This is a genomic window from Proteus mirabilis ATCC 29906 (assembly GCF_000160755.1).
In the GTDB taxonomy this organism is placed as follows: domain Bacteria; phylum Pseudomonadota; class Gammaproteobacteria; order Enterobacterales; family Enterobacteriaceae; genus Proteus; species Proteus mirabilis.
This window is the reverse complement of sequence record NZ_GG668579.1, coordinates 107107-131874: the sequence shown is the minus strand read 5'-3', so window position 1 is coordinate 131874 and position 24768 is coordinate 107107. Positions and strand designations below refer to the sequence as shown.

At 40.1% G+C, this 24768-nt stretch carries 23 protein-coding genes and 1 riboswitch; of the genes, 11 read left to right on the top strand and 12 right to left on the bottom strand.

Annotated features, from left to right (window positions below; genetic code table 11):
• Positions 1-23: 23 nt before the first annotated feature.
• A complete protein-coding gene (gene rpsU / locus HMPREF0693_RS11560) occupies positions 24-239 on the bottom strand; it encodes a 30S ribosomal protein S21 (protein WP_001144069.1) in 216 nt (71 codons plus the stop codon).
• Positions 240-581: 342 nt separating this feature from the next.
• Between rpsU and tsaD the strand changes: the two genes are divergently transcribed.
• The gene (tsaD, locus tag HMPREF0693_RS11555; RefSeq protein WP_004245584.1) at positions 582-1604 is read left to right on the top strand and encodes a tRNA (adenosine(37)-N6)-threonylcarbamoyltransferase complex transferase subunit TsaD; all 1023 of its coding nucleotides are present in this window, start codon (positions 582-584) and stop codon (positions 1602-1604) included.
• 69 nt (positions 1605-1673) lie between these two features.
• On the opposite strand, the gene HMPREF0693_RS11550 is transcribed toward tsaD, so the two are convergent.
• The 5 genes from HMPREF0693_RS11550 to plsY form a co-directional block, all read right to left on the bottom strand.
• The gene (locus HMPREF0693_RS11550) at positions 1674-3080 is read right to left on the bottom strand and encodes a 3-deoxy-7-phosphoheptulonate synthase class II (RefSeq protein ID WP_004245583.1); all 1407 of its coding nucleotides are present in this window, start codon (positions 3078-3080) and stop codon (positions 1674-1676) included.
• 59 nt (positions 3081-3139) lie between these two features.
• A complete protein-coding gene (locus HMPREF0693_RS11545) occupies positions 3140-3538 on the bottom strand; it encodes a cupin domain-containing protein (protein WP_004245582.1) in 399 nt (132 codons plus the stop codon).
• Positions 3539-3608: 70 nt separating this feature from the next.
• The gene (locus tag HMPREF0693_RS11540; protein WP_004245580.1) at positions 3609-4133 is read right to left on the bottom strand and encodes a prephenate dehydratase domain-containing protein; all 525 of its coding nucleotides are present in this window, start codon (positions 4131-4133) and stop codon (positions 3609-3611) included.
• Between the two features lie 19 nt (positions 4134-4152).
• A complete protein-coding gene (locus tag HMPREF0693_RS11535) occupies positions 4153-4851 on the bottom strand; it encodes an RraA family protein (protein ID WP_004245579.1) in 699 nt (232 codons plus the stop codon).
• Positions 4852-5219: 368 nt separating this feature from the next.
• Positions 5220-5876 (bottom strand): glycerol-3-phosphate 1-O-acyltransferase PlsY, encoded by a 657-nt coding sequence (gene plsY / locus HMPREF0693_RS11530; RefSeq protein ID WP_004245577.1) that lies wholly within the window; start codon positions 5874-5876, stop codon positions 5220-5222.
• A gap of 104 nt (positions 5877-5980) precedes the next feature.
• Between plsY and folB the strand changes: the two genes are divergently transcribed.
• Positions 5981-6331, top strand: a complete 351-nt coding sequence (gene folB / locus HMPREF0693_RS11525) for a bifunctional dihydroneopterin aldolase/7,8-dihydroneopterin epimerase (RefSeq protein WP_004245575.1) — start codon at positions 5981-5983, stop codon at positions 6329-6331.
• Between the two features lie 19 nt (positions 6332-6350).
• On the opposite strand, the gene HMPREF0693_RS11520 is transcribed toward folB, so the two are convergent.
• A complete protein-coding gene (locus HMPREF0693_RS11520; protein ID WP_004245574.1) occupies positions 6351-7574 on the bottom strand; it encodes a multifunctional CCA addition/repair protein in 1224 nt (407 codons plus the stop codon).
• 27 nt (positions 7575-7601) lie between these two features.
• Positions 7602-8222, bottom strand: a complete 621-nt coding sequence (locus HMPREF0693_RS11515) for a TIGR04211 family SH3 domain-containing protein (RefSeq protein WP_012368329.1) — start codon at positions 8220-8222, stop codon at positions 7602-7604.
• 219 nt (positions 8223-8441) lie between these two features.
• Between HMPREF0693_RS11515 and HMPREF0693_RS11510 the strand changes: the two genes are divergently transcribed.
• From HMPREF0693_RS11510 to hldE, 3 genes are all read left to right on the top strand, one after another.
• On the top strand, positions 8442-9365 hold the full coding sequence (locus HMPREF0693_RS11510; protein WP_004245571.1) for a CYTH domain-containing protein: 924 nt from the start codon (positions 8442-8444) through the stop codon (positions 9363-9365).
• Between the two features lie 24 nt (positions 9366-9389).
• Positions 9390-12224 carry a bifunctional [glutamate--ammonia ligase]-adenylyl-L-tyrosine phosphorylase/[glutamate--ammonia-ligase] adenylyltransferase gene (glnE, locus tag HMPREF0693_RS11505; RefSeq protein WP_004245569.1) on the top strand — a complete coding sequence of 945 codons (2835 nt, stop codon included), beginning with the start codon at positions 9390-9392 and terminating at the stop codon, positions 12222-12224.
• Positions 12225-12324: 100 nt separating this feature from the next.
• Positions 12325-13749 (top strand): bifunctional D-glycero-beta-D-manno-heptose-7-phosphate kinase/D-glycero-beta-D-manno-heptose 1-phosphate adenylyltransferase HldE, encoded by a 1425-nt coding sequence (gene hldE, locus HMPREF0693_RS11500; RefSeq protein WP_004249466.1) that lies wholly within the window; start codon positions 12325-12327, stop codon positions 13747-13749.
• Positions 13750-14061: 312 nt separating this feature from the next.
• On the opposite strand, the gene ubiK is transcribed toward hldE, so the two are convergent.
• Positions 14062-14370, bottom strand: a complete 309-nt coding sequence (gene ubiK, locus HMPREF0693_RS11495) for a ubiquinone biosynthesis accessory factor UbiK (RefSeq protein WP_004245566.1) — start codon at positions 14368-14370, stop codon at positions 14062-14064.
• 201 nt (positions 14371-14571) lie between these two features.
• Positions 14572-14731, top strand: a riboswitch (FMN riboswitch).
• 124 nt (positions 14732-14855) lie between these two features.
• On the opposite strand from ubiK, the gene ribB reads away from it, so the two are divergent.
• Both ribB and ygiD read left to right on the top strand, forming a co-directional pair.
• Entirely contained in the window at positions 14856-15509 is a 654-nt protein-coding gene (gene ribB, locus HMPREF0693_RS11490; protein ID WP_004245565.1) for a 3,4-dihydroxy-2-butanone-4-phosphate synthase, read from the top strand.
• A 175-nt stretch (positions 15510-15684) separates the two neighbouring features.
• Positions 15685-16470 carry a 4,5-DOPA-extradiol-dioxygenase gene (gene ygiD / locus HMPREF0693_RS11485; protein ID WP_004245563.1) on the top strand — a complete coding sequence of 262 codons (786 nt, stop codon included), beginning with the start codon at positions 15685-15687 and terminating at the stop codon, positions 16468-16470.
• A 139-nt stretch (positions 16471-16609) separates the two neighbouring features.
• On the opposite strand, the gene HMPREF0693_RS11480 is transcribed toward ygiD, so the two are convergent.
• The 3 genes from HMPREF0693_RS11480 to tolC all read right to left on the bottom strand — a co-directional run bounded on the left by HMPREF0693_RS11480 (position 16610) and on the right by tolC (position 20235).
• The gene (locus HMPREF0693_RS11480) at positions 16610-17773 is read right to left on the bottom strand and encodes a glutathionylspermidine synthase family protein (RefSeq protein ID WP_004245561.1); all 1164 of its coding nucleotides are present in this window, start codon (positions 17771-17773) and stop codon (positions 16610-16612) included.
• A 7-nt stretch (positions 17774-17780) separates the two neighbouring features.
• Entirely contained in the window at positions 17781-18509 is a 729-nt protein-coding gene (locus tag HMPREF0693_RS11475) for a DUF1190 family protein (protein WP_004249472.1), read from the bottom strand.
• A gap of 328 nt (positions 18510-18837) precedes the next feature.
• Positions 18838-20235, bottom strand: a complete 1398-nt coding sequence (gene tolC, locus HMPREF0693_RS11470; protein ID WP_004245559.1) for an outer membrane channel protein TolC — start codon at positions 20233-20235, stop codon at positions 18838-18840.
• Between the two features lie 213 nt (positions 20236-20448).
• Between tolC and nudF the strand changes: the two genes are divergently transcribed.
• The 4 genes from nudF (at position 20449) to parE (ending at position 24746) form a co-directional block, all read left to right on the top strand.
• Positions 20449-21078 (top strand): ADP-ribose diphosphatase, encoded by a 630-nt coding sequence (gene nudF, locus HMPREF0693_RS11465; protein ID WP_004245558.1) that lies wholly within the window; start codon positions 20449-20451, stop codon positions 21076-21078.
• Between the two features lie 231 nt (positions 21079-21309).
• The gene (cpdA, locus tag HMPREF0693_RS11460) at positions 21310-22149 is read left to right on the top strand and encodes a 3',5'-cyclic-AMP phosphodiesterase (RefSeq protein ID WP_004245557.1); all 840 of its coding nucleotides are present in this window, start codon (positions 21310-21312) and stop codon (positions 22147-22149) included.
• Positions 22150-22152: 3 nt separating this feature from the next.
• Entirely contained in the window at positions 22153-22743 is a 591-nt protein-coding gene (yqiA, locus tag HMPREF0693_RS11455) for an esterase YqiA (protein WP_004245556.1), read from the top strand.
• A 107-nt stretch (positions 22744-22850) separates the two neighbouring features.
• Positions 22851-24746, top strand: coding sequence for a DNA topoisomerase IV subunit B (gene parE / locus HMPREF0693_RS11450; RefSeq protein WP_004245554.1), 1896 nt, complete (start codon positions 22851-22853; stop codon positions 24744-24746).
• The last annotated feature ends 22 nt before the right edge of the window (positions 24747-24768 follow it).

Sequence of the window (24768 nt, the reverse complement as noted above, 5' to 3'; positions counted from 1 at the left end):
ATTGCGGTATCAGCCGCAAAATATTAGTACAGACGAGTACGACGTGCGTTTTCGCGAGCTAATTTTTTAGCGTGACGTTTTACTGCTGATGCTTTAGCGCGTTTACGCTCAGTCGTTGGTTTTTCATAAAATTCACGACGACGAACTTCTGCTAATACGCCTGCTTTTTCGCAAGAGCGTTTGAAACGACGAAGAGCAACGTCAAATGGCTCGTTTTCACGTACTTTGATTACCGGCATGTGCCTCTCACCTCAATAGAAATCGGTTTGTGCTGGCATGATTTTAGCCAGCCGACATTTAAAATGGTGCGGAATTTTACTTCAAAGCAGGGCACTTTGTAAAGAGATGCACAAAATTGAAACGCAAACTCTCACTTTTGTGTCTTAATTTATTCAAAACACAACGTGATAGTTGCTAACCACACATTTAAATCATGTAAAATAGGTGGATAATTATAGACCAGAAAAAGAAATTTGTCACATACTGGTATGTAAAAGTTGTGGCGAAAGCGTATTAAATTAGCGAAATAATGCTACAATCGATCCATTACGCCATTGCGCGAGGAAGAATTTGGAAGCGTCATGCGAGTTTTAGGTATTGAAACATCTTGCGATGAAACCGGTATCGCAATTTACGATGATAAAGCCGGTCTGTTAGCGAATCAACTCTATAGCCAAATAAAACTGCACGCCGACTATGGTGGTGTTGTTCCCGAGCTTGCTTCACGAGATCATATCCGCAAAACAGTGCCACTGATCCAAGCCGCCCTTAAAGAAGCAAATTTAACTGCAAAAGATATTGATGCGGTCGCTTATACTGCAGGACCAGGGCTGGTAGGGGCATTGCTGGTGGGGGCGACCATTGGTCGTTCTCTGGCGTTTGCATGGGATGTGCCTGCTATTCCAGTTCACCATATGGAAGGGCATTTATTAGCGCCGATGCTTGAAGAGAAAACGCCAGATTTTCCTTTCGTGGCGTTACTTGTCTCGGGGGGGCATACACAATTAATTAGTGTAACAGGGATTGGGGAATATACCCTGTTAGGTGAGTCTATTGATGATGCTGCCGGTGAAGCATTTGATAAAACAGCCAAGCTATTGGGGCTTGATTATCCCGGCGGCCCTGTTTTATCAAAAATGGCACAACAAGGTGTAGAAGGACGTTTTGTTTTTCCTCGCCCTATGACAGACAGACCCGGACTCGACTTTAGTTTCTCTGGTTTAAAAACCTTTGCCGCTAATACTATTCGTCAAAACGATGATTCAGAGCAAACTCGAGCAGATATTGCGCGTGCTTTTGAAGATGCCGTAGTAGATACTCTGGCAATAAAATGTCGTCGAGCATTAGAGCAAACAGGCTTTAAACGCTTAGTGATGGCGGGGGGTGTAAGTGCTAACCGTACTTTACGCGCCAAAATGGCAATGATAATGGAACAACTCGGAGGGGAAGTGTTTTATGCTCGCCCTGAGTTATGTACCGATAATGGTGCCATGATTGCTTTGGCGGGGATGATCCGTTTTAAAGGTGGTACCGAAGGGCCTTTAGGGGTGACAGTGAGACCACGTTGGCCTTTAGCTGAATTACCTGCTTTAGCGGATAAATAATTAGCCATTGGCGGTGTTGGAAATGATAAGTGCTTGGCTTAAGTACTAAGCACTTATGTTTGGTTACAATTAAAGTGAATTATGCCAATGCCGTCCAACCAAGAACGCTAACTCTAATGACTGTGTCCGGTTAAGACGAGGATCACATAAAGTTTGATAACCATGACTTAGGTCAGTGTATCGAATTTGTTGTAATCCTCCAGTACATTCAGTGACTTCTTGTCCGGTCATTTCTAAATGTATCCCCCCAGCCTGTATGCCCATCTCATGTAAAATATGAATAAAAGCACGAGTTTCTTCGGCAATATCATTGAAATGTCGGGTTTTCATACTGTCATTTGCTGATTGTGTATTGCCATGCATTGGATCTATTTGCCAAATAACCGCTCGTTGATGTTCTTTTACCGTTCTTACTAATTCCGGAAGATATGCATGAATAGCATCTTTACCCACGCGAATGATTAAGATAATTTTTCCAACTTCATTGCTCGGGTTAAGAGTATCTATTAGCTTAATCAGTTTTTCTCCTGACATTCTGGTGCTGCATTTTATACCGATAGGGTTTTCAATACCTCGTAGGTACTCGATATGGGCATGATCAATATCGGTTGTTCGTTCTCCTACCCAAACCATATGTGCTGAACAGTTATACCATTTGTTGTCAATAGAATCTTGACGAGTCATCGATTCCTCATAATGCAGTAACAAAGCTTCATGACTAACATAATAAGAAGAGGTATCGGGCTGTTTATTAATAATATGGTGTTGTGAATGATAGAGTTGTTCTAGCAAATGGAAATAATGCTCAGGCTCTGTAGAGCCAGGATGAGCGTTAATATCCAAGGCCCATTGTTGCTTGGTATATTGTGTATAATTCATCGCACGTAACAGATTTAAGGTCGCTGCTGAGTGATGATAGGCAGTTATCATTCTAATCGGATCTGGCTCTCTACTTTTAACTGAAAAATCAAGACCATTAATAATTTCTCCTCGATAGCTGGGTAAAGTTAAGCCATTTTGTGTTTCAAATGCTTGGCTACGAGGTTTAGCGTATTGTCCAGCCATACGACCTAATTTAATCACCGGCAATCCCGTTGATTGTTCAATTAATGCGGACATTTGCGATAAGGTGAATGTTAAATCACGGATAATAGTGGCTTGGCAATCATCAAAAGATTCTGCACAGTCTCCTCCTTGCAGAAGAAAAGCTTCACCATTTGCAACAAGTTTTAATAAATTTTTAAATGCTCTGATTTCGGAAGCTAAAATTAGCGGGGGATAATGCTTAAGCTTTTCTTTGCAATAATTTAAGGCATGTATATCTGGGTATTCAGGGAGTTGCTTGGCGGGTAAAGATTTCCATAATGATGGGTGCCAAGAGATGGAAAATATATTCTGTAATGATAGGGTGTTTTCTATTGGTAAATATTGATGATTTTGTTCTGTTAAAACATCAATATTATAGGTGCTAAACATAGAAAGTGCTCCTGCGATTATAGTAAGAATAGAAAAAGCGAGGTGATCCTCGCTTTTTGTTATCCTTGGGGTTGAGATGTTTCTAAATAGGTTTTAATGACGCCATTTTGCCTTGCAACATAGTCTTCTCTAACGGGGGTATAGACATCAATAACCTCAGAAGGCTCTAAAGCAATTGCGTGATGAACGGCCCATGAGGGAATAATAAAAGAGTCTCCAGCATGTAAATAAACAATGCGGTTATTTACCGTCAGTTTCAAAGAGCCTTTTAGTATGGATGTGGCAGTTTCATGTTCATGTTTATGTTCAGGAATAATGGCATTAGTTTTAAATGTCCAAAATGCCATTGTAAAATTAGAGCCATGAATAAATTTAGCTTGAATTTTACTTTCTTCACCTTCGTTTCTATTTAGATCCATATCATAAGAGATCATTTCACTAGATAAATATAAGCTCATAGTTTTTTCCTTTTTATTAACCAAGTGACTAGATAATTAACGTTTTGACTGTTGTGATGTAATTAATTACTTAATTTAATTTTGAATGAATAGAAAATCCCATAGGGACAGGGCCAAAATCATATAAAATATTTAAATGATATTTTTTAGCTGCACTAAGTGTGGTAATACAGCCATCTACTCGCCCTAAACCACATTGAAGTGCTGCTTCACTATTTGAATTAAAAAGAACTCTTTCAATATTATCGAGTTCTGTTATTTTTCTAAATAGATCTTGTGGTGCGGGATGAGAACCTAACTTTTTTATCTCCTTAATATTATTAAATCGGCTAGCAAATAACATGTTATGGGTATCCATAACAAAACAATCTGTTAATTTGATAAAAGAGAGATTATTAAAAACAATATTGTGTAAAAAAGGATAAACAATACAACCTAATAAAATACTGTTTTGGCTTACCTCCATTTCTTTTACTGCGGTTTCTAATGTAGGGTGAAGAATAATATTTCCTTGTTGATTATTTTTATTTAGCCAATAATAAGCGGCTTTCTCACAGTTTGTTCCTGCAGGACCTAATGTATGAATATTTATCATGGTCAGTTACCTTTGTTTATTATATACGTCCCGTTATATTGATAAGTTCTGGTAAACGTTGCCCATGTTTGATTTTTTCTAGCATGTTATTTTCAATGCTATCTATCTTAATCGCTTCTTCCAGAACATTATCGATGAGTGAAAAAGGGATAATCACGGTGCCATTAGGATCGGATATCACTAAATCACCACTACAGATTGTGGCATGCTCAATGGTGCATTGAGTGCCAGTCTCACTGACAAAATAAGCGCCTTGTGTATCTGTAGGAGTAAGATTGGTGGCAATGACTGGAATGGTTAGATTGGTGAGATCTTTCTTGTCTCGTACCGCCCCCCCTAAAATAACTCCTTCAAAGCCTAATTTTTCAAAATAAGTACAACTCATGCCTCCTGCAAGTGCTGCTTCGGTTATTAGTTCATGTCCTCCGGCTATATAGAATAATCCTTTTGCATCTGTTATTTCAGGGACTAAAAAAGAACTAACTTGTTCCCACGTAGAAGGTTGTTTATTTAAAATAGATTTTTGTTTTCTAATTAATTTCCATTGCACAGTATAAGCTTGTCCAACAGAATAAAAGTTTTCTAGGTTAATACTTTTTAATTGACTATTTAATACAATGGTTTTTCCTAAACTATCGAGAATATCGACTAATGTAGGAGTACTAAGTTGCATTCTTTTTATTAATGCAATTTTATTGGCAGATATTTTTTGTAGCATGGTGAACTCCAATGTTTCACAGAGTTAAATGATTATTTTTTTATGGTTATTAATTAATAGATGTAAGTTGGTTTTTTTTCAAGCTATTTATTTCGTTAAATTTGATTTTTTATATAAGTTTATCTTATTTAAGATTTTTATTTTTAATGTTTTTTTGTAATAAATAAAACCAATGTTGATATATTTAATCTAAATATAGAAGGGTATTATTAATAATGTTATTTATTATTTTTATTTTTCGAATATAAAAAGGGTGTTTTTTTATGTGTGATTATTTTTAATTTATTTATATTTTATAATAGAATTTTATTATTAAATAAAAAAGGTCACTTAGTTAATAAATGACCTTTTTTTAATAAGGATAAGCGTTAATCTTCTTTTTCTTGCTCTTTGGCTTCTTGGATTATCTCTTTATCTGTTTTCTCTGTCTTTTTTTTCAGCTTATGCCAAATGCGACTCTCTTGTCCTCGCCATAAACGTTGAATATTGTCATGATGACGGTAAAGTACTAAGCATGATAATAGTGCAACGGGATAAGTGAATTCGGGTTTAAACCACCAGACATAAAATGGGGCAAGCAATGCACTGATAATAGCACCCAGTGAGGAATAGCCACTGAGTAAAACAGTTAGTAGCCATGTTCCCGCAATCAGTCCGCTAAGATCCCAACCAATAGCAGCGATAGAGCCAAATGCAGTAGCAACCCCTTTTCCGCCTTTAAAGTGGAAAAAAACAGGGTAAATATGGCCTAGACAAGCCGCTATTGCGACAATACCGAGATAAAAGGGAGGCACATTTAGGTAATAGGCGAGCCAAACGGGGATCATCCCTTTTAGGACGTCACAGATAAGCACAGATGCCGCTGCAAGTTTACCACCAATACGTAGCACATTGGTGGCGCCAGGATTACCAGAGCCAAATTTTCTTGGATCAGGGAGTCTTGCCAGTCGGCAAATCAAAATCGCGCTGGAGATTGAGCCGCACAAATAGGCGAAGATGATCATTCCAAGTGCGTTAGCACTCATTTGTATTCTCCAATGTTGATGAACGTTCGTTAGACATGTATGGATAATACGCATATTTCATCGGAAGTGGTATCCGATGAGCAGAAAAAATAAGAGATGACGTGATGGATATCGTATTTATTGAACAATTATCAGTAATAACCACAATCGGTGTTTATGATTGGGAAAAAACCATTAAGCAAAAGTTAGTGTTCGATATCGAAATGGAGTGGGATAATAAACGCGCATCCCAAACTGATGATGTTGCTCACTGTTTAGATTATGCCAGTGTCAGTCACGCCATAATAGAGTATGTGGAAAAGCGACGTTTTGAATTAGTCGAGCGTGTTGCTGAAGAAGTGGCACAGCTACTGATAACTCAGTTTTCTGTACCACGAGTCAAAATAAAATTAGCTAAACCAGGGGCGATAGCACAAGCCGCCAACGTCGGGGTGATTATTGAGCGTTACGCTTAATATTTGCCACACACAATAGTTAAAGTCGCGATTTCCATTCTATTATCGCGACTTCTCTTTGTTTAGTTAATGCTTCTCGTATGGCACTGCCTTTTAAACCACGACTGACAATTGATTTAACATCAACTTGATTGGCAATCTTAAAGGCTTGACGAAAAAATATTCCTTGGGGATAAGGCAAATTTTCTGCTCCTTGGCGTCCCCTTGCATCGGCCTCGCTAATTATAGCGAGTTGATCGATGCGTTCTGGTTTGCGCCAAGCATCAATCGCATCGAAAAGTCGAATTATTTTTGAGGGGCGCATTTTTTCTATGCGGTGGAGATGATCGTGATATTTGGCTGCCAGTTTGGCGAGATCACGTATCTGGTTAGGAATACGATAACGTTGGCACAGAGCCTCAACTAAAGGAACACCCGCAGGGCCATGTCCGTGATGGTGAGGCCAATTTTCTACCGGGGTAACACCTTTACCAAGATCATGACAAAGCGCGCTAAAACGTACCGCGATATCGTCAGTCAACCGGCTGACCATAGCTAATACCATCATGGTATGGATACCCGTATCAATCTCAGGATGCCACTTTTTAGGGGCAGGAACGCCAAAGAGTGCATTAATTTCAGGGAAAAGTATTTTTAGAGCGCCACATTGATGTAAGATCTCAAAATAGACTTGTGGGGCTTGGCTGTGAAGTGCTTTTTCCGTTTCTTTCCACACTCGTTCAGCCGTGAGGGCATTTAATTCACCGCTGTTTGTCATCTCTTGCATCAATGACATCGTCTCCGGCGCTATTGTAAAACCTAAAGGGGCAAAACGAGCCGCAAAACGAGCGACACGTAGTACCCTTAATGGATCTTCACTAAATGCATCAGAAACATGGCGCAGTAATTTGGCATGAATATCATCAATGCCATGATAGGGATCGATATATTCACCTTTAGCAGAGTAAGCAATGGCGTTAATGGTTAAATCACGCCGTTGCAAATCATCTTCTAAGGTCACATCAGGGGCTGCATAGCAGGTAAATCCCGTGTAACCTGAGCCTGATTTTCGTTCGGTACGCGCTAAAGCGTACTCCTCGTGAGTATCAGGGTGAAGAAAGACCGGAAAATCTTTACCCACTTGTTGGTAGCCTTGTTGTAATAGTGTCTCTGGCGTTGCGCCAACCACTACCCAATCTCTGTCTTTTACCGGTAAATTTAATAGTTGGTCGCGCACAGCACCACCAACAAGATAGATTTTCACGGGATCTTGATCCTTAATTGCCTGTGATTAATTCATCCAACGGTCATTACGCTTACGGCGACGAGGAATAATATGTGGCAATATTAAACCCAAAATAAGACCAGCACCGGCAACACCACCACCATACATAAACCACTGTAGGATGATATCACGCTGCCTATCATCTAATTGCTGATTAGCAAAATCGAGTTTTTTCTCAGCAACCGCTAATTTTGTTCTCATTTGCTCATTTTCTTTTTTCAAACCATTGATAATTTCATCGCTGTTTGACACTTTATTTTGCATGTCAATTGTGCGCTGGTTCCAGCTTTGGTCGATATTCGCTAATTTATCGCGTAGGGTTTGGATCTCTTTTTCCATAGCCGGAATGCGAGTGCGCATACTCGGTTGTGTACTTAATTGATTTTCTGGTAACCAAACTGTCCGATCTTTATCGTCTTTGATTTGCACATAACCTGTAGCGGCATTACGAGAAAGTACCGTAACTGTTGCCCCTGAACTTAATGAGCCAACAATACGGTATTGATTACCAGGGCCACTGTGAACATAGGTGGATAATTCATCGGAAACATAACGAGTTTCTGCGTGTGAGCTCAGAGAAACGCCTAAGCCAAGTAAGGAAAGAAAAAGTAAAGGTAATTTTCGCATTATGTTTTCAACTTTTTTATCTATACAAGAGAATATTTTTACTGATACTAAAGAGTAAAGTTTGCGTAAGCAAATAGTAAACCAGAATGAGAACAGTCTTAACTGATAGAATATAGGGGTAATCTGCCTTTTATTCATTATTGTGAATAGACTACCATTTGCGAAATAACAATGCGTTAAATATTTTACTAATCGATTGATTTACTTAAGGGAAATAGAATGAGCCAATTAGAAACCGAACTCAAACTTAGTGCGATACCTGCCGCTATTCCTCAGATTATTCAGCGCATTCTGACTTTGCCATACCAGCATACACCACCGCATAAATTGACTAATCTTTACTTTGAAACCTCCGATAATCAGATGCGTAATTGGGACATGGGGCTACGTATCCGTGGCATTGACTCTCATTATGAAATGACAATTAAAACAGCGGGTAAAGTAGTTGCGGGGTTACATCAACGCCCAGAATATAATGTGACATTAAATGAGCCAACCCTCGATTTAACCCGTTTCCCAGCAGAAATTTGGCCGGATAAGACCGATTTAACGGCATTACAAGCACAATTAAAGGTTCTTTTTCATACCGATTTTCATCGTGAAATTTGGCTGGTGGATTATTTAGAGAGTCAAATTGAAGTGGTGCTAGATAAAGGCACTATTCGTACAGCGCAATATGAATTACCTATTGAAGAGTTTGAACTGGAGCTAAAAAAAGGCCAAGTGGCGGATGTGATTGCTTTGGCGACTTTTTTAGGTGAACAAGGGGGATTACGACTTGCTTCACGCAGTAAAGCTGCCCGTGGTTATTATCTTGCTAAAGATAAGCCCGCATTATCGTTAAGTGTGGTCAATCTTGCACCTAATGACACAATAGCGGAACAACTGACTAAGTGGTTAGCGGCTATTCAAGCGTTAGAAGAAGCTATTTTTGCTAATCCGACGCCACCAACACTTACCATGCCCGCTATGCTAGCACTGTTTTCTGATTGGTGTAAAAAGCAGCCTCAGTTACCTGAATCAATGCAGCAAGCACTCGATAATCTTTCGTTGTTATCCTTTACCCGCGCAACGGATTATTATCATGTGTTATGGCTGAATTTTAAATTATCTGCAATGGCGTGGTTGCTGGCTATCGCTTAATTTTCTGACAATTGAGAGTTTATTATGTCTGCTAACAGTGTGTTTCAACAATTATGGGATAAAGCACAATGCACGTTTTCTACAAAGCTCAACGAGCTTGCCCCTTTTAGTGAGCGAGAGCAGCAATTTTTTGCCTTTAGCCCCTTTGCAACCGAGCATTTACGTGTCAATCCTCACTGGTTAACGGAAATCAGACAAACACCACCTGTTAGTGATGAGTGGCAAAATTACTCATCTCAATTAAAGCAACAACTCACTCATGTTGATAATGAAGATGACTTGATGGCCATTTTACGACAGTTCCGTCATCAACAATTAGTGCGTATTGCATGGTCACAATTTTTCCAACTCTGTGATACACCCTGTACGCTCAAACAATTGAGTGTACTCGCGGAAACCTTGATTAGTGTCGCCAAAGATACGCTATATCAGCAATGTTGCCAACAATGGGGAACGCCTTGTGATAGTGAGGGAAAACCTCAGCCATTACTTATTTTGGGAATGGGCAAGTTAGGTGGATTTGAACTGAATTTCTCTTCTGATATCGATCTTATTTTTGCCTATCCTGAAAATGGTGTGACTCAAGGTGGGCGACGTGAATTAGATAATGCTCAGTTTTTTACCCGATTAGGGCAAAAACTGATTAAAGTGTTAGATCAACATACAATGGATGGTTTTGTTTATCGTGTAGATATGCGTTTACGTCCTTTTGGCGAAAGTGGCCCTTTAGTGATGAGCTTTGCCGCGCTTGAAGATTATTATCAAGAGCAAGGGCGTGATTGGGAGCGCTATGCGATGGTAAAAGCGCGTGTTTTGGGGGCAGAAAAAAAAGAGTATTGCCAAATCTTACGCCAAATGTTGCGCCCTTTCGTTTATCGTCGCTATATCGATTTTAGTGTGATCCAATCTCTTCGTAATATGAAATCGATGATAAGTCGTGAAGTACGTCGTCGAGGGATGATTGATAATATAAAGCTTGGGGCGGGGGGGATACGTGAAATTGAATTTATTACTCAGGTTTTTCAATTAATTCGTGGCGGTAGAGAGCCTGAGCTACAAAGTCATTCACTATTAACAGTGCTTAATGTCATTGCTAAATTGGAATTACTCTCTGCACAAGAAACATCACAGTTAGCAGATAGCTATCTTTTCTTACGTCGATTAGAAAATCTTCTTCAATCTATTGCGGATCAACAAACACAAACGTTACCTGACAATCTTGAAGATAAGGCACGACTGGCGTTTGCGATGGGATTTGACGATTGGCAAATGCTCTATCAACAAATTAACCAAAAAATGCAGGCTGTTTCCGTTATTTTTACGCAACTGATTGGCGAAGATGATGAAAATGAAGATGAAGAAGATGTCAGCGAATTTAAGCGATTATGGTTATTAGGGCGTTTACCTGATAGCGCAACGCTTTTTCATCAAGGGCTAACGGCAGAAGATAGGCAAGCTATTTGTCAAACACTGCAACTGTTTCGCCAAGATATCAGTAAACGTACTATAGGGCCTAGAGGGCGTGACGTGCTTGATGCGCTAATGCCTAAATTATTGGCTAAAGTGTGTCTTCAACCACAAGCGTTGGTGATCTTACAGCGTATCACCCCGTTGTTATTGGGCATTGTAAGTCGAACCACTTATCTAGAGTTAATGCAAGAGTCTGATGAGGTATTAACCCACGTAGTGCGCTTATGTGCTGCATCACCGATGATTGCTGAACAATTAACACGACATCCATTATTATTGGATGAATTACTCGATCCTCATTCCCTCTATGAACCATTACCATTAAATGCCTATCAGGACGAATTACGTCAATATTTATTGCGTGTGCCAGAAGAAGATGAAGAGCAACGTTTAGAAGCATTACGCCAATTTAAACAAGCCCAGCTATTGCGTATTGCCGCAGAGGATATTGCAGGGGTATTACCGGTGATGAAAGTCAGCGATCACCTAACCTATTTAGCGGAAGCCATTATCCATGCCGTTGTTCACCAAGCATGGTCCTATATGGTGAAACGCTATGGGGAACCTGCGCATTTAGCGCAACGAGACGGTTTAGGTTTTGCGGTCGTTGGGTATGGCAAATTAGGGGGCTGGGAATTAGGGTATAGTTCTGATTTAGATTTGGTTTTTTTATTAGATTGCCCAATGAATATTCTGACAACGGGGGCAAAACAGATTGATGCTCGCCAATTCTATTTACGTTTAGCGCAGCGTATTATTCATCTATTTAGCACCAGAACCTCTTCCGGCGTGTTATATGAAGTAGATGCACGCTTACGTCCTTCCGGTGAATCAGGTATGTTGGTAAGTACTATTCAAGCCTTTGATGAGTATCAGAAAAATGAAGCTTGGACTTGGGAGCATCAAGCATTAATTCGTGCAAGAATGATTTATGGCGATGACCAATTACAGCAGATGTTTGCACGTACTCGCCATGAAACATTATGTTTAGCACGTAACGCAACTGTACTACAGCAGGAAGTGCGTGAGATGCGCCAAAAAATGGTACAGCATTTGGCACCCACTCAAAGCAATACATTTGATTTAAAAGCCTCATCAGGGGGGATCACTGATATTGAGTTTATCGCACAATATTTGGTATTGCGCTTTTCACATCAATATCCGGCTTTGACCCGTTGGTCTGATAATGTGCGAATTTTGGAATTAATGGCAAAATACCAAGTGATGAGTGAACAAGAGGCTCAGTTATTAACTCAAGCTTATGTCACCCTACGTAATGAGCTTCATCATCTTGCATTACAAACATTACCTGCGGTTGTTGATGGAGATTGTTTTATTACAGAACGGCAATGGGTATTGAGTAGTAAACAAAAATGGTTAGATGAATAAACGCTCTTTTTTGTTCACACTATTCTGATGAGTTTCGCTTTTTGCGTAACAAGTTATGGTATTATTTCGGCTTATTTTTGAAAATAATGTGGAGTATGGGATGAAAGTAACGCTGCCGGATTTTAATAAAGCCAATGTGCTGGTTGTCGGTGACGTCATGTTAGACCGTTATTGGTATGGTCCTACAAGTCGGATCTCACCAGAAGCACCTGTGCCTGTGGTAAAAGTAGATACCATAGAAGAGCGTCCGGGTGGTGCAGCTAACGTTGCAATGAATATTGCTTCTTTAGGGGCTAATTCTCGTTTGGTGGGGTTAACCGGCATCGATGAAGCGGCAAAAGCATTAAGCAATACATTAAGTCAGGTTAATGTGCGTTGTGATTTCGTCTCTATTGCGACACATCCAACTATTACTAAATTACGTGTCCTATCACGTAACCAACAACTTATCCGCCTTGATTTTGAAGAGGGATTTAGCAATGTCTCTCCAGAGCCAATTTATGAGCGTATTCAACAAGCATTACCCTCAATGGGTGCCTTAATTTTATCGGATTATGCTAAAGGTGCACTTTCTCACGTACAGCAAATGATCCAATTAGCTAAAAAAGCAGGTGTGCCGGTACTAATCGATCCTAAAGGCAGTGATTTTGAACGCTACCGTGGTGCCACACTCTTAACACCGAATATGTCAGAATTTGAGCAAGTGGTGGGTGTTTGTCATACAGATGATGAGCTAGTAGAAAAGGGCACTCAACTAGTAAAAGATTTAGCACTTGATGCACTATTGATCACTCGTTCAGAGCGGGGCATGAGTTTATTACAAGCCAATGAAGCGCCATTGCATTTACCCACTCAAGCACAAGAAGTTTATGATGTGACAGGGGCGGGAGATACGGTTATCGGCGTGCTTGCTACTGCGTTAGCTGCAGGCAAACCATTAGCGGAAGCGTGCTTTCTTGCCAACGCTGCGGCTGGTGTGGTTGTGGGGAAACTGGGAACGTCAACGGTTTCTCCTATTGAGCTTGAAAATGCTATTCGCGGGCGTGCTGATAACGGCTTTGGTATTATGGAAGAGTCACAACTCAAACAAGCGGTTGCTTTAGCGCGTCAACGTGGTGAGCGCATAGTGATGACAAATGGTTGTTTTGATATTCTTCATGCTGGGCATGTTAGTTATTTAGCTAATGCACGTAAATTGGGTGATCGCCTGATTGTTGCGGTAAATAGTGATGCATCAACTAAACGCTTAAAAGGTGAGAGTCGCCCAGTAAACCCATTAGAGCAACGAATGACCGTATTAGGCGCGTTAGGGGCGGTTGATTGGGTTGTCGCGTTTGAAGAAGATACCCCACAGCGTTTAATTGCATCAGTATTGCCTGATATTTTAGTAAAAGGTGGCGATTATAAACCCGAAGACATTGCTGGCAGTAAAGAGGTGTGGGCTGCGGGTGGTGAAGTGAAAGTACTTAATTTTGAAGATGGTATTTCCACAACTAATATTATTAATGCCATTAAAAAGAAATAATTAAGCTGTTTATTATAATTGAAAGGGCACTCTAATGAGTGCTTTTTTAATACCTTAAAATAGGACTAATTAGTCTATTAATTAAGATATTAAATCATTTTTCATAATTAATTTTATGCGTTATTGATGATGAGTTTCTGCTTTGTTACTTATCTTTGCACTAATTTTAAAGAGAGCGAAGATAGCGGGATATCACTTTGCGGTTTATTATAATTGGAATAGTGATACCTAGGGTGCTAATTTTCTGTTTTTAATAAACTACCCTGTATCTTTTGCAGTGATACAGGGAGTAATAGATCATATTGTGATAGCTTATGCTTTATCGTCAGTTTTTGCTTCTACAATAGTTTCAGTTATTTCAACTTGGGCTACTTCAGTTTGTTGCCCTGCTTCCAACTCATTTAAACGTTGCTCTAAACGAGCCAATTTTTCGCGAGTACGTAACAGCACTTGTGTTTGCACATCAAATTCTTCGCGATTAACCAAATCTAATTTGTTTAATTGAGATTGAAGTATTGCACGGATTTTCTTATCAATATCATCACCTAAATCTTTGATACCTTGTGGTAGTACATTTTGGATTTGGCGAGCGACTTGTTCAATTTTTTTTGGGTCCAGCATGGATAGTCCTCACAATAAAATAGAAAGCTATGCTAAGTGTAATATGAGGGCTATGGGAATAAAACCTGATATCGATATTATTGTTATATTTTTATGATAAATCGTTAAATTATTTGCCTATCAATAACAGATTAGTGTGATTTGACAAGGGTTATTGTGGATTGGGATTGCCTCTTATTATTTTAAAGCGTATAGTTTCCCTGTTTATCTCAGGGCGGGGTGAAAGTCCCCACCGGCGGTAGATACCTGAATAATCAGGTAAAGCCCGCGAGCGCTTTGTATTACCAATGTGATGCAAAGGTCAGCAGATCCAGTGTAATTCTGGAGCCGACAGTTAAAGTCTGGATGGGAGAGAATAAAATAGCATCAGTGGGATCCTTGTATCCATTCCTGTTGTTTCTGCTTGTCTATTTATACAGCAGAGATCCACTCCTAAGACTGCCCTGGTTCTGGTAACTTTCATTAATTATTGAGGTTTTTTTACCATGAATCAGACGCTACTTTCCGAATTTGGCTCTCCATTAGAGCGTGTTGAGCGTGCGCTTGAAGCCCTTCGTGCCGGTAAAGGTGTGATGGTGCTTGATGATGAGAACCGTGAAAATGAAGGCGATATGGTATTTGTCGCAGAAACCATGACCACAGAACAAATGGCGATGTCTATTCGTCATGGCAGTGGTATTGTGTGTGTCTGTATTACCGAAGAGCGCCGTCAACAACTCGATTTACCTATGATGGTAGAAAATAACACCAGTCATTTTCATACCGCATTTACGGTAACTATTGAAGCGGCCCAAGGAGTGACTACGGGAGTTTCAGCAGCAGACCGTTTAACGACAGTACGTGCAGCTGCTGCTGATAATGCAAAACCAAGTGATTTAAATCGTCCAGGTCACGTATTCCCATTACGAGCACAACCTGGTGGTGTATTAACACGTGGTGGACATACTGAAGCTTCTATTGATTTAGCAACGTTAGCGGGTTTTAAACCTGTTGCCGTGTTATGTGAATTAACCAATGACGATGGCACCATGGCCAGAGCGCCAGAAGTTGTCACCTTTGCTAAACAGCATGATATGCCAGTGTTAACGATTGAAGATTTAGTGGCTTATCGTCTTCGCGAGGAGAAGAAAGCGGGCTGAAATTAACAAGTTAAAACGACACTGAAAACACACACACACTTATTCAAGCCACTTAAGTTTCCCTAAGTGGCTTTTTCATATTTTTTGAATAACTATTTCACACTTCTTTGACTATATTTCAAGTAAGAAGGCAGTATGCTAAATGCCATAGATAGCAAGATGATAAGAGGTGATTATGGACAGAAAATTGATGCCAGCGCTATTTATTGGACATGGCAGTCCAATGAATGTATTGGAAGATAATAAATATACTCGCCTCTGGACGACGTTAGGAGAGACACTGCCTAAGCCTAAAGCAATATTAGTCATCTCAGCGCATTGGTATACGCAAGGGACTTATATTACAGCGATGACTCATCCTAAAACAATTCATGATTTTTATGGATTTCCACCAGAGTTATACCAAATAGAATATCCTGCAAAAGGCTCCATTGGTCTCGTTGCATTAATTGAAGATCTGATTGATCCGATGAAATTAAAACTGGATATGGAGCAATGGGGATTCGATCACGGTAGTTGGGGAATATTAGAGAAGATGTACCCTAATGCTAATATTCCTGTTGTTCAGTTAAGTATTGATGCTAACCAATCGCCACAGTGGCACTATCAGTTTGGAAAAAAACTGGTTGAACTACGTAGAGAAGGTGTATTAGTGATTGGCAGTGGAAATATCGTTCATAATTTAAGAATGATGGATTGGCAAAATGACCAAGCAGAGCCTTACTCTTGGGCATTATCTTTTAGTGAAACAGTAGAGCGCTGTTTACAAAGTGATAAAGTGCCTGAAGCGCTTTTTACCATTTTATCAACGCAAGAAGGGCAACTCGCACACCCAACAGCAGAACATTTTTTACCTGCATTATATCTACTCGGTTTAAAACAGCCGGATGAAAAAGTAACTTTATTAAATAATGATATTATTAATAAATCACTTAGCATGATGACCTTTCAAATTGGGTAAAATATTCAATAAAACTAATTGATAGAATGTTAAGGCTAAATTTATTTTTTAGGTGTGCCATAAAACCCCGCCCTTTAGTTCAGGGCGGGGAGGGGGGCAATGCTAGACAATAAGTTTTGCTATCACAGCAATTGCGTTATTAATCTAAAATAATATGTGGATAGAAACGAGACAGATCTTGCGTGATAAGCTCTTTATCTTCTCTAATACAAATACCTGCAGATTGGTCGTTAACTAGCCAGCTACCAATTAATGTATAGCTATCACCAAATTTTGGCAGTGGATGGAAGTCCTGAACAATAAAGCCTTCTTCACCGTAAGGGCCATCAGCAACAGCGATATCTTTACCATTTTCAACGATACGAATATTCGCCCCTTCTCGTGAAAAGAGCGGTTTGATGACATAGCGTGATAATGAATCTGGCGCTTTACCGTCATAAAAATAAGCCGGTAATAAATTAGGATGATTAGGGAACATTTCCCACAGCATTGGCAGTAACGCTTTGTTGGAAATAATACTTTTCCAAGCTGGCTCTAACCAACGGATCCCTGCATCAGCAAGTTTGGTCGAGAAATCTTCACGGAACATAAACTCCCAAGGATAGAGTTTAAACATATTGCTGATGATCTGGTCTTGTAGATCGGTCAGCTCACCCCGTTCACCTAAACCAATATCTTCAATAAAAACGAAATCGGTAGTGACTTCTGCTTCTTCTGCACAATCTTGTAAATATTGTACGGTACCGCGATCTTCTTGCGTATCTTGGCAACATGACATGTGCAGATAACGCATACCATATTGATCACGCAATTGAGCGAATCTGTCGATCAATTTTTCTTGGATACTATTAAATTGATCGGCATTTTGTGGCAAACGACCCGCATTGATTTGATCTTCAAGCCAGATCCACTGGAAAAAAGCAGACTCATACAATGAAGTTGGTGTGTCGGCATTATTTTCGAGTAATTTTGCCGGCCCCTTACCGTCATAAGCTAAATCAAGACGTGAATAAAGCGATGGTTGCGAGGTTTTCCATGACTCACGGACAAAATCCCAGCAATGGCGAGGAATTTGAAAACGAGTCAATAGCTCTTCACTATTAGCCACTTTATCAGCGACTTGTAAGCACATCTGATGAAGCTCTTCCGTGGTTTCTTCTAATGTTTCCACTTCTTCCATTGAAAATTGATAATAAGCATCTTCACACCAGTAAGGCTCGCCATACATGGTATGGAAGTTAAAACCATATTCAGTGGCTTTTTCGCGCCAATCAGGACGTTCAATAATTTGTTCGCGTTTCATGGTTTAATTAACCACCTGCACGATATGAAGAGGAGCCTGTTGAGCTACGGTTGTTATTTGTCGCGCTTGCACGTTGAGCTGCCGCTTGTCGTGAAACGGTATTACCAAAGCCACCACGCGTAATGGTTGATGTTGTAGATGGTTTTGGAGTCATGGCTGTTTTAGGGACGTTCATTTGACGACCACCGACAGCAGGACCATAGTTACGACCCGTTGCATCAACAAACTTACCATTAGCTGGGCTGCTTGGATTACGTGAGCTAAATAAAGGCTGTGCTGGTGCGCCACCCCCCATTAAACGCCCCATCATATAACCTGCCATCAGTGGCATAAAGAAGCTACCACCAGAGTTAGCTTGTGCCATTTGTGAACTATCAGGGTTGAGGTTATTGGCGTTTTCGGTGTTAACGGGGTTACCATCAATTGAGGCAGTTTGTGTACATTGCGCATCACCAAATTCAGCAACACAATCTTCCATTGTTGCGTATTTAGGTGCAGTACGTTGCGCTTCTTGTAATGCCGTGCGGTAAGAATCTTCACATTGTGCTGCTTGTGATGGATTCGCTTGCGCACATTCTTGTGCATTCATATACAGTGAAACCGTCTCATCACTCTCTTCACACCCTGAAAGGGCGAATACCGCGGTGATGGCGATGGCAACAGGCGCCAGACGATAAGGGCGAAATGCTTTACGAAAAGCATCGCGATTAATCGATTTGGTACGTTTCATTGTCATATTGGTAAGATCCATAAAAAGTAAAACGTTCAAAATAAAAGCTAGGATAGGTTAAATAGGTTAGAAAATAAATAAGAAACACCTAATCATCAGCGATTAGCAGAAATTTGTGATCTTCATAGGGATAATGGCAATGAAATCAGCTAAATCCTCTATTTATTAAACAAATAATGATTAGGTTATTTATAAATTTAAGTAATGGGCATTAGGTGAATTTATTTTTAATCTATTTGTAACCAAAAATGTTTTTTCTCGCTAGTGTATAAAAAAACCGCTTACCCGTATATCACTGTAAGCGGTTTTGATGGTTAACGGTGTCTATTAACGATTAATTTGTCGTATTCAGTACGGGACTTGTTAATGGACGAATAATGTTGTCAGGGGAAGTGGAAATCTCTTCACCCAACGCATTATTTAACTGAATTAAGTCATTTTCGTTTAAGGTACCACGTGCATATTGAATATTTAATTGGTTAATCAAATAGTCGTAACGTGCACTTGATAATTTTTGTTTAGCATCATAAAGCGTTGTGGTCGCATTTAAGACATCAACAATAGTACGAGTACCCACTTGGTAGCCAGCTTCAGTTGCATCTAAAGAGCTTTGCGCTGACACAACCACTTGTTGATAGGCCTTAATGCTACTGATGGAGGCTGAAATATTGTTATAAGAAGAACGTGCAATTTGTACGATAGAGCGGTATACCGATTCTAACTGCTCACTGGCACTGGTAAAGCCATATTGAGCTTGTTCTACTTGTGAGCTCGTTCTGCCACCTGTATATAATGGAATGCTTAAAGAGAGTCCGATGCTGCTTTGACCATTATAGCTATTACGGCTGTTAGCAGGTGTTTCTGGTGGTAAAGCACTACCGTGATTATGACTGTTTGAGACACCCGTTGAAGCATTTAAATTTACGGTTGGCAAATGGCCTGATTGCGCTAAACGAATATTTTCACGGGCTAAATCTTGACCTAAACGAGCACTGAGTAGACTTAAGTTACGCTCTTCTGCGTCTTTTAACAGTTTATCAATGGCGTCTGGTGGAGTGGTGGAAAAACGTGCGATATTAAGTGAAGCCAGATTAATATAATACACACCGCTGACTTGGCGCAGTTTTTCTAATGCGTTATCCAGTTCATTACGTCCAGCCACTTCTTGTGCCAACACGCTGTCGTAGTTTGCACGCGCATTTTGTACGTCAGTAATCGCAACAAGTCCTACATTAAAACGCTGTGTAGTTTGATCTAATTGGCGATAAACCTGCTCTTTTTGTGCTTCAATAAATGATAAGGAGTCAATGGCACGCAGAACATTAAAATAAGCTGTTGCGGTATCTAAAATAAGCTGTTGTTGGCTTGTTTGATAGGTAACATCACTCATACCCGCCGTTTTTTCTTGCATGGTCAATTGACGCCATAAAGACATATCAAAAATAGTCTGAGTCAGCGTTAAATTCGCACCAAGAGAGTTAGACTCGGTATTTTTAGCATCACGATAGCCACTTTTATAATCAATAGAAGCGCCTAATCCTAATTGTGGTAATAATGGGCTACGTGCCTCATTGATTTTCTCAAAAGCTTGATTGCGTTCAGCTAATGACTTACGTAATTCTGGGTTACTGTCCTTTGCTTTTTGATAAACTTGTAGCAGATCCTCAGCCTGACTTGCAGTGCTGAACCCTGCCAAACTCATCGTGACTAAAAGAGAGAGCAGTTTTTTCATTTTAATTCCTTGTTGCAACAGTTTCGCTGAGTTGCCTCTGTTAATCTTGTATAGAAACAATTCTAGCAGATTGTTTCCCTAAGTAGGGGTAGCCATTTGTGCCATATCCTTTTATTTTAGGTTAACTTTACAGGATTTGCGGGCAAATATCTTTAAATCTGTATTAAACGTATGCAATAAAAAAAGACTTAAGTATAACCAGAGGAATATTGTATGAACAAAAAGGAAAATACACCATTTTTATATACACGTAATGATGTTGAGCTGATAAGTAAAAAAACACTCTATAAAGGCTTTTTCCGTATGAACGAGTATCGTTTCAAACACCGTTTATTTAAGGGAGGATGGAGTGCCGAAGTTAAGCGAGAAGTGTTCGAACGTGGTCATGCGGGTGTTTTATTGGCTTATGATCCTAAACGAGACGAAGTTGTATTAATCGAACAAATTCGTATTCCAGCTTATGAAACCAGTCAAACACCTTGGTTATTAGAAGTGATTGCCGGCATGGTGGAAGAAGGAGAAAGCCCTGAAGAGGTGGTAAGACGGGAAGCCACAGAAGAAGCGGGGATCACAATAGGTCGTTGTAAGCCCATTGTAAGTTACCTTTCAAGCCCCGGAGGAACCAGTGAGCGGATGTATGTCTATGTAGGGGAAGTGGATGCCACAACAGCAACAGGCATACATGGGCTAGCTTGTGAAAATGAAGATATTCGTGTTCATGTCGTCAGCCGAGAGCAGGCTTATCAATGGGTTGAAGAAGGGATAATTGATAATGCCGCTTCCGTCATCGCACTTCAGTGGTTACAGCTTCATCATGTCACCTTAAGAAAAGATTGGTTGTGATAATTGCCAAAAGAAACTTTATTCGTCACTATGAAAAGATATGATAAATGACGTAATTATCTTTAAAGTATATGAATATACAATCGATTAAGCTTGAACATAAGAGATAAAAAATGTGACTGGTAGCGAGAATATTTCTCAATAATCTTTTGAAATGTGTATTGGGTGGCAGATCTTTAATACAAAATTACGTTAAAATAACGGCTAGTAAGAGAGAAACAAGGAAACCTTTTGGAAAGCCAGCTTGAATTGTCGGTGGATCAACAACACACCGTTAGAATATTACAAATCACAGATACCCACCTTTTTGCTAATGTGGATGATACCTTGTTGGGAATTAATACCTATCGTAGCTATCATGCGGTATTGGACGCGATTAAACAGCAAGGGTTATCGATTGATTTGATTGTTGCTACTGGGGATTTAGTTCAAGATCAATCCTTTGCAGCTTATCAGCATTTTGCTGATGGGATTGCAAGATTACCTTCACCTTGTGTGTGGTTACCCGGTAATCATGATTATCAACCAGCAATGATTGATGCTTTAAATCAGGCAGGCATTCTGTCGGCAAAACAAGTGTTAATTGGTGAACATTGGCAATTGTTATTATTAGACAGCCAAATTCAAGGTGTTCCCCATGGCGAGTTATCTGACTGTCAGTTAGATTGGCTAACTCGCTGTCTAGAAAGCCACAAAGAAAGAGATACTGTGATCTTATTGCATCATCATCCGATGCCTTCTGGCTGTACTTGGTTAGATCAACATAGTTTAAGAAACTCTCACCAGTTAGCTGAGCGTGTTAAAGATCACCCTCAAATAAAAATGATGCTATGTGGTCATATTCATCAAGAAATGGATGAAATGTGGAATGGTATTCGCTTATTAGCAACACCCTCTACCTGTATTCAGTTTCGCCCGCATTGTACTAATTTTTCTTTAGATACCGTTTCGCCGGGTTGGCGCTATTTAGAGTTATCATTATCTGCACAGGGTAAGAGGAATATTGATACTCAAGTACATCGTCTAGTGGGTAAAGATTTTTGTCCAGATCTTGACGCGGATGGCTATTAAGTCATGTCTCGTATCCTCTATTTACATGGTTTTAATAGCTCGCCTCAATCAGCCAAGGCGCAAGGGTTTAAACAATGGTTATCAGTCACTCATCCTGATATTGAGCTACTTGTACCCCAATTACCCCCTTATCCTCAGCAAGCCGCTCAATTAATTGAAAAATTAGTAAAAGATAATGCCAATGATAAGTTAGGATTAATTGGCTCGTCGCTGGGGGGCTATCTTGCTATTTGGTTATCACAACGTTTTCATTTACCTGCAGTGGTGGTGAATCCTGCGGTTCGCCCGTTTGATTTGCTACAGGATTTTTTAGGCGATAATGAAAATCCTTATACTCATCAAAAGTATAGATTAGCACCTCACCATATGGATGAGTTACTTGCCTTACGTATTCCTACGATAACTTCCCCCGATCTTATTTGGTTGCTTCAACAAACTGGAGATGAAATACTTGATTATCGTCAAGCGGTTTCATATCTTGGCGCTTGTAAGCAAACAGTAGAGCAGGGAGGAAACCATGCTTTTGTTAATTTTGAACGTTTTTTCCCGGAAATTGTTCAGTTTTTGAAAATAACATCGTTTTCGACTCATTAACCTGCAATACTGGGGTTGATGTCTCAATTCAAAAATGAATATCATATTACCGCTAACACCTGTTATTATAAACAGTATTCTCAAACAGTGAACCGCAGATTAAAACAATGACTCAATCAAGTTATAATGCAAAGGATATTGAGGTTCTTAATGGTCTAGAGCCTGTACGTCGGCGTCCTGGTATGTATACCGATACCACTAGACCGAACCATTTGGCACAGGAAGTGATAGATAATAGCGTGGACGAGGCGCTTGCGGGGCATGCAACCAAGGTCGAAGTTATCTTATATGCAGACCAATCTATTGAGGTTATCGACAATGGGCGAGGAATGCCGGTTGATATCCATCCAGAACTGAAAGTCTCTGCTATTGAGCTGATCCTTGCCCATCTTCATGCCGGAGGAAAATTCTCCAATAAAAACTACCAATACTCTGGTGGCTTGCATGGTGTCGGGATCTCAGTGGTTAATGCGTTATCAAAGCGTATTGAAGTCACCGTGCGCCGAGAAGGCAAAATATATCAAATTGCTTTTGAGAACGGTGATAAAGTTGAAGAGCTACATCAAATAGGTACGTGTGCTAAACGAGATACAGGAACCAGTGTTCATTTCTGGCCGGATAGCACTTACTTTGATATTCCTCGTTTCTCATCAAAAAGCTTATCTCATGTATTAAAAGCCAAAGCGGTGTTGTGCCCAGGCGTCAATGTCTCTTTTACCGATAAAGTCAATAATACCCAAGAAACGTGGTGTTACGCTGATGGTTTAACTGACTATTTAAGTGAAGCTGTCGCTGAATTTGTTCGCCTGCCTGAAGAGCCATTTACAGGGAAATTTGAAGGTGATAACGAAGCCGTTGAATGGTCAATGCTTTGGTTGCCGGAAGGCGGTGATTTACTCACAGAAAGTTATGTGAACCTCATTCCAACCGTACAAGGTGGTACACACGTTAATGGTTTGCGCCAAGGTGTATTAGATGCCATGCGCGAGTTTTGTGAATTCCATAATTTATTGCCAAGAGGCATTAAATTAACCGCAGATGATACATGGGAGCGTTGTGCTTATGTGTTATCAGTAAAAATGCAAGATCCTCAATTTGCAGGACAAACCAAAGAGCGTCTATCGTCACGTCAAACCAGTGCCTTTGTTGCTAGTGCAGTAAAAAATGCATTTAGTTTATGGTTAAACCAAAACGTTCAAGTCGGTGAATTACTCGCTGAAATGGCTATTAGTAGTGCGCAACGACGTATGCGTGCGGCTAAAAAAGTGGTGAGAAAAAAACTGACTTCGGGGCCTGCATTGCCGGGTAAATTAGCAGATTGTACTTCGCAAGATTTACGTTATACCGAACTCTTCTTAGTTGAAGGGGACTCTGCGGGGGGCTCTGCTAAACAAGCTCGCGATCGTGAATATCAAGCGATTATGCCTCTACGTGGTAAAATTCTTAATACTTGGGAAGTCTCTTCTGATGAAGTATTAGCGTCACAAGAAGTGCATGATATTTCTGTGGCGATCGGGATGGATCCTGATAGTGATGATTTAAGCCAATTACGTTACGGAAAAATTTGTATCCTTGCGGATGCGGACTCCGATGGTTTACATATCGCCACTTTGCTTTGTGCTTTATTTGTTCGTCATTTCCCGGCATTAGTAAAGCAAGGTCATGTCTATATGGCTATGCCACCTCTTTATCGTATCGATTTAGGTAAAGAAGTGAGTTATGCCCTTGATGAAGCAGAAAAGAACGCTATTTTGCAACGCCTTAGCCGTAAAAAAGGTAAGCCAAATGTGCAACGCTTTAAAGGCTTAGGTGAGATGAATCCACTGCAATTACGTGAGACAACGCTTGATCCTAATACACGTCGTTTAGTGCAATTGGTGATTGATGATGAAAATTATCAAGAAACGTTGGGCATGATGGATATGTTACTTGCCAAAAAACGTTCTGAAGATCGCCGTAACTGGTTGCAAGAAAAAGGCGACGAAGTTGACATCGAAGTGTAATGGAACTCACCAAGCGTCTGAG

Coding starts and splice junctions, on each gene's coding strand:
- rpsU (WP_001144069.1), bottom strand. CDS start 239: ATGCCGGTAATCAAAGTACGTGAAAACGAGCCATTTGACGTTGCTCTT.
- tsaD (WP_004245584.1), top strand. CDS start 582: ATGCGAGTTTTAGGTATTGAAACATCTTGCGATGAAACCGGTATCGCA.
- HMPREF0693_RS11550 (WP_004245583.1), bottom strand. CDS start 3,080: ATGTTTAGCACCTATAATATTGATGTTTTAACAGAACAAAATCATCAA.
- HMPREF0693_RS11545 (WP_004245582.1), bottom strand. CDS start 3,538: ATGAGCTTATATTTATCTAGTGAAATGATCTCTTATGATATGGATCTA.
- HMPREF0693_RS11540 (WP_004245580.1), bottom strand. CDS start 4,133: ATGATAAATATTCATACATTAGGTCCTGCAGGAACAAACTGTGAGAAA.
- HMPREF0693_RS11535 (WP_004245579.1), bottom strand. CDS start 4,851: ATGCTACAAAAAATATCTGCCAATAAAATTGCATTAATAAAAAGAATG.
- plsY (WP_004245577.1), bottom strand. CDS start 5,876: ATGAGTGCTAACGCACTTGGAATGATCATCTTCGCCTATTTGTGCGGC.
- folB (WP_004245575.1), top strand. CDS start 5,981: ATGGATATCGTATTTATTGAACAATTATCAGTAATAACCACAATCGGT.
- HMPREF0693_RS11515 (WP_012368329.1), bottom strand. CDS start 8,222: ATGCGAAAATTACCTTTACTTTTTCTTTCCTTACTTGGCTTAGGCGTT.
- HMPREF0693_RS11510 (WP_004245571.1), top strand. CDS start 8,442: ATGAGCCAATTAGAAACCGAACTCAAACTTAGTGCGATACCTGCCGCT.
- glnE (WP_004245569.1), top strand. CDS start 9,390: ATGTCTGCTAACAGTGTGTTTCAACAATTATGGGATAAAGCACAATGC.
- hldE (WP_004249466.1), top strand. CDS start 12,325: ATGAAAGTAACGCTGCCGGATTTTAATAAAGCCAATGTGCTGGTTGTC.
- ubiK (WP_004245566.1), bottom strand. CDS start 14,370: ATGCTGGACCCAAAAAAAATTGAACAAGTCGCTCGCCAAATCCAAAAT.
- ribB (WP_004245565.1), top strand. CDS start 14,856: ATGAATCAGACGCTACTTTCCGAATTTGGCTCTCCATTAGAGCGTGTT.
- ygiD (WP_004245563.1), top strand. CDS start 15,685: ATGGACAGAAAATTGATGCCAGCGCTATTTATTGGACATGGCAGTCCA.
- HMPREF0693_RS11480 (WP_004245561.1), bottom strand. CDS start 17,773: ATGAAACGCGAACAAATTATTGAACGTCCTGATTGGCGCGAAAAAGCC.
- HMPREF0693_RS11475 (WP_004249472.1), bottom strand. CDS start 18,509: ATGACAATGAAACGTACCAAATCGATTAATCGCGATGCTTTTCGTAAA.
- tolC (WP_004245559.1), bottom strand. CDS start 20,235: ATGAAAAAACTGCTCTCTCTTTTAGTCACGATGAGTTTGGCAGGGTTC.
- nudF (WP_004245558.1), top strand. CDS start 20,449: ATGAACAAAAAGGAAAATACACCATTTTTATATACACGTAATGATGTT.
- yqiA (WP_004245556.1), top strand. CDS start 22,153: ATGTCTCGTATCCTCTATTTACATGGTTTTAATAGCTCGCCTCAATCA.
- parE (WP_004245554.1), top strand. CDS start 22,851: ATGACTCAATCAAGTTATAATGCAAAGGATATTGAGGTTCTTAATGGT.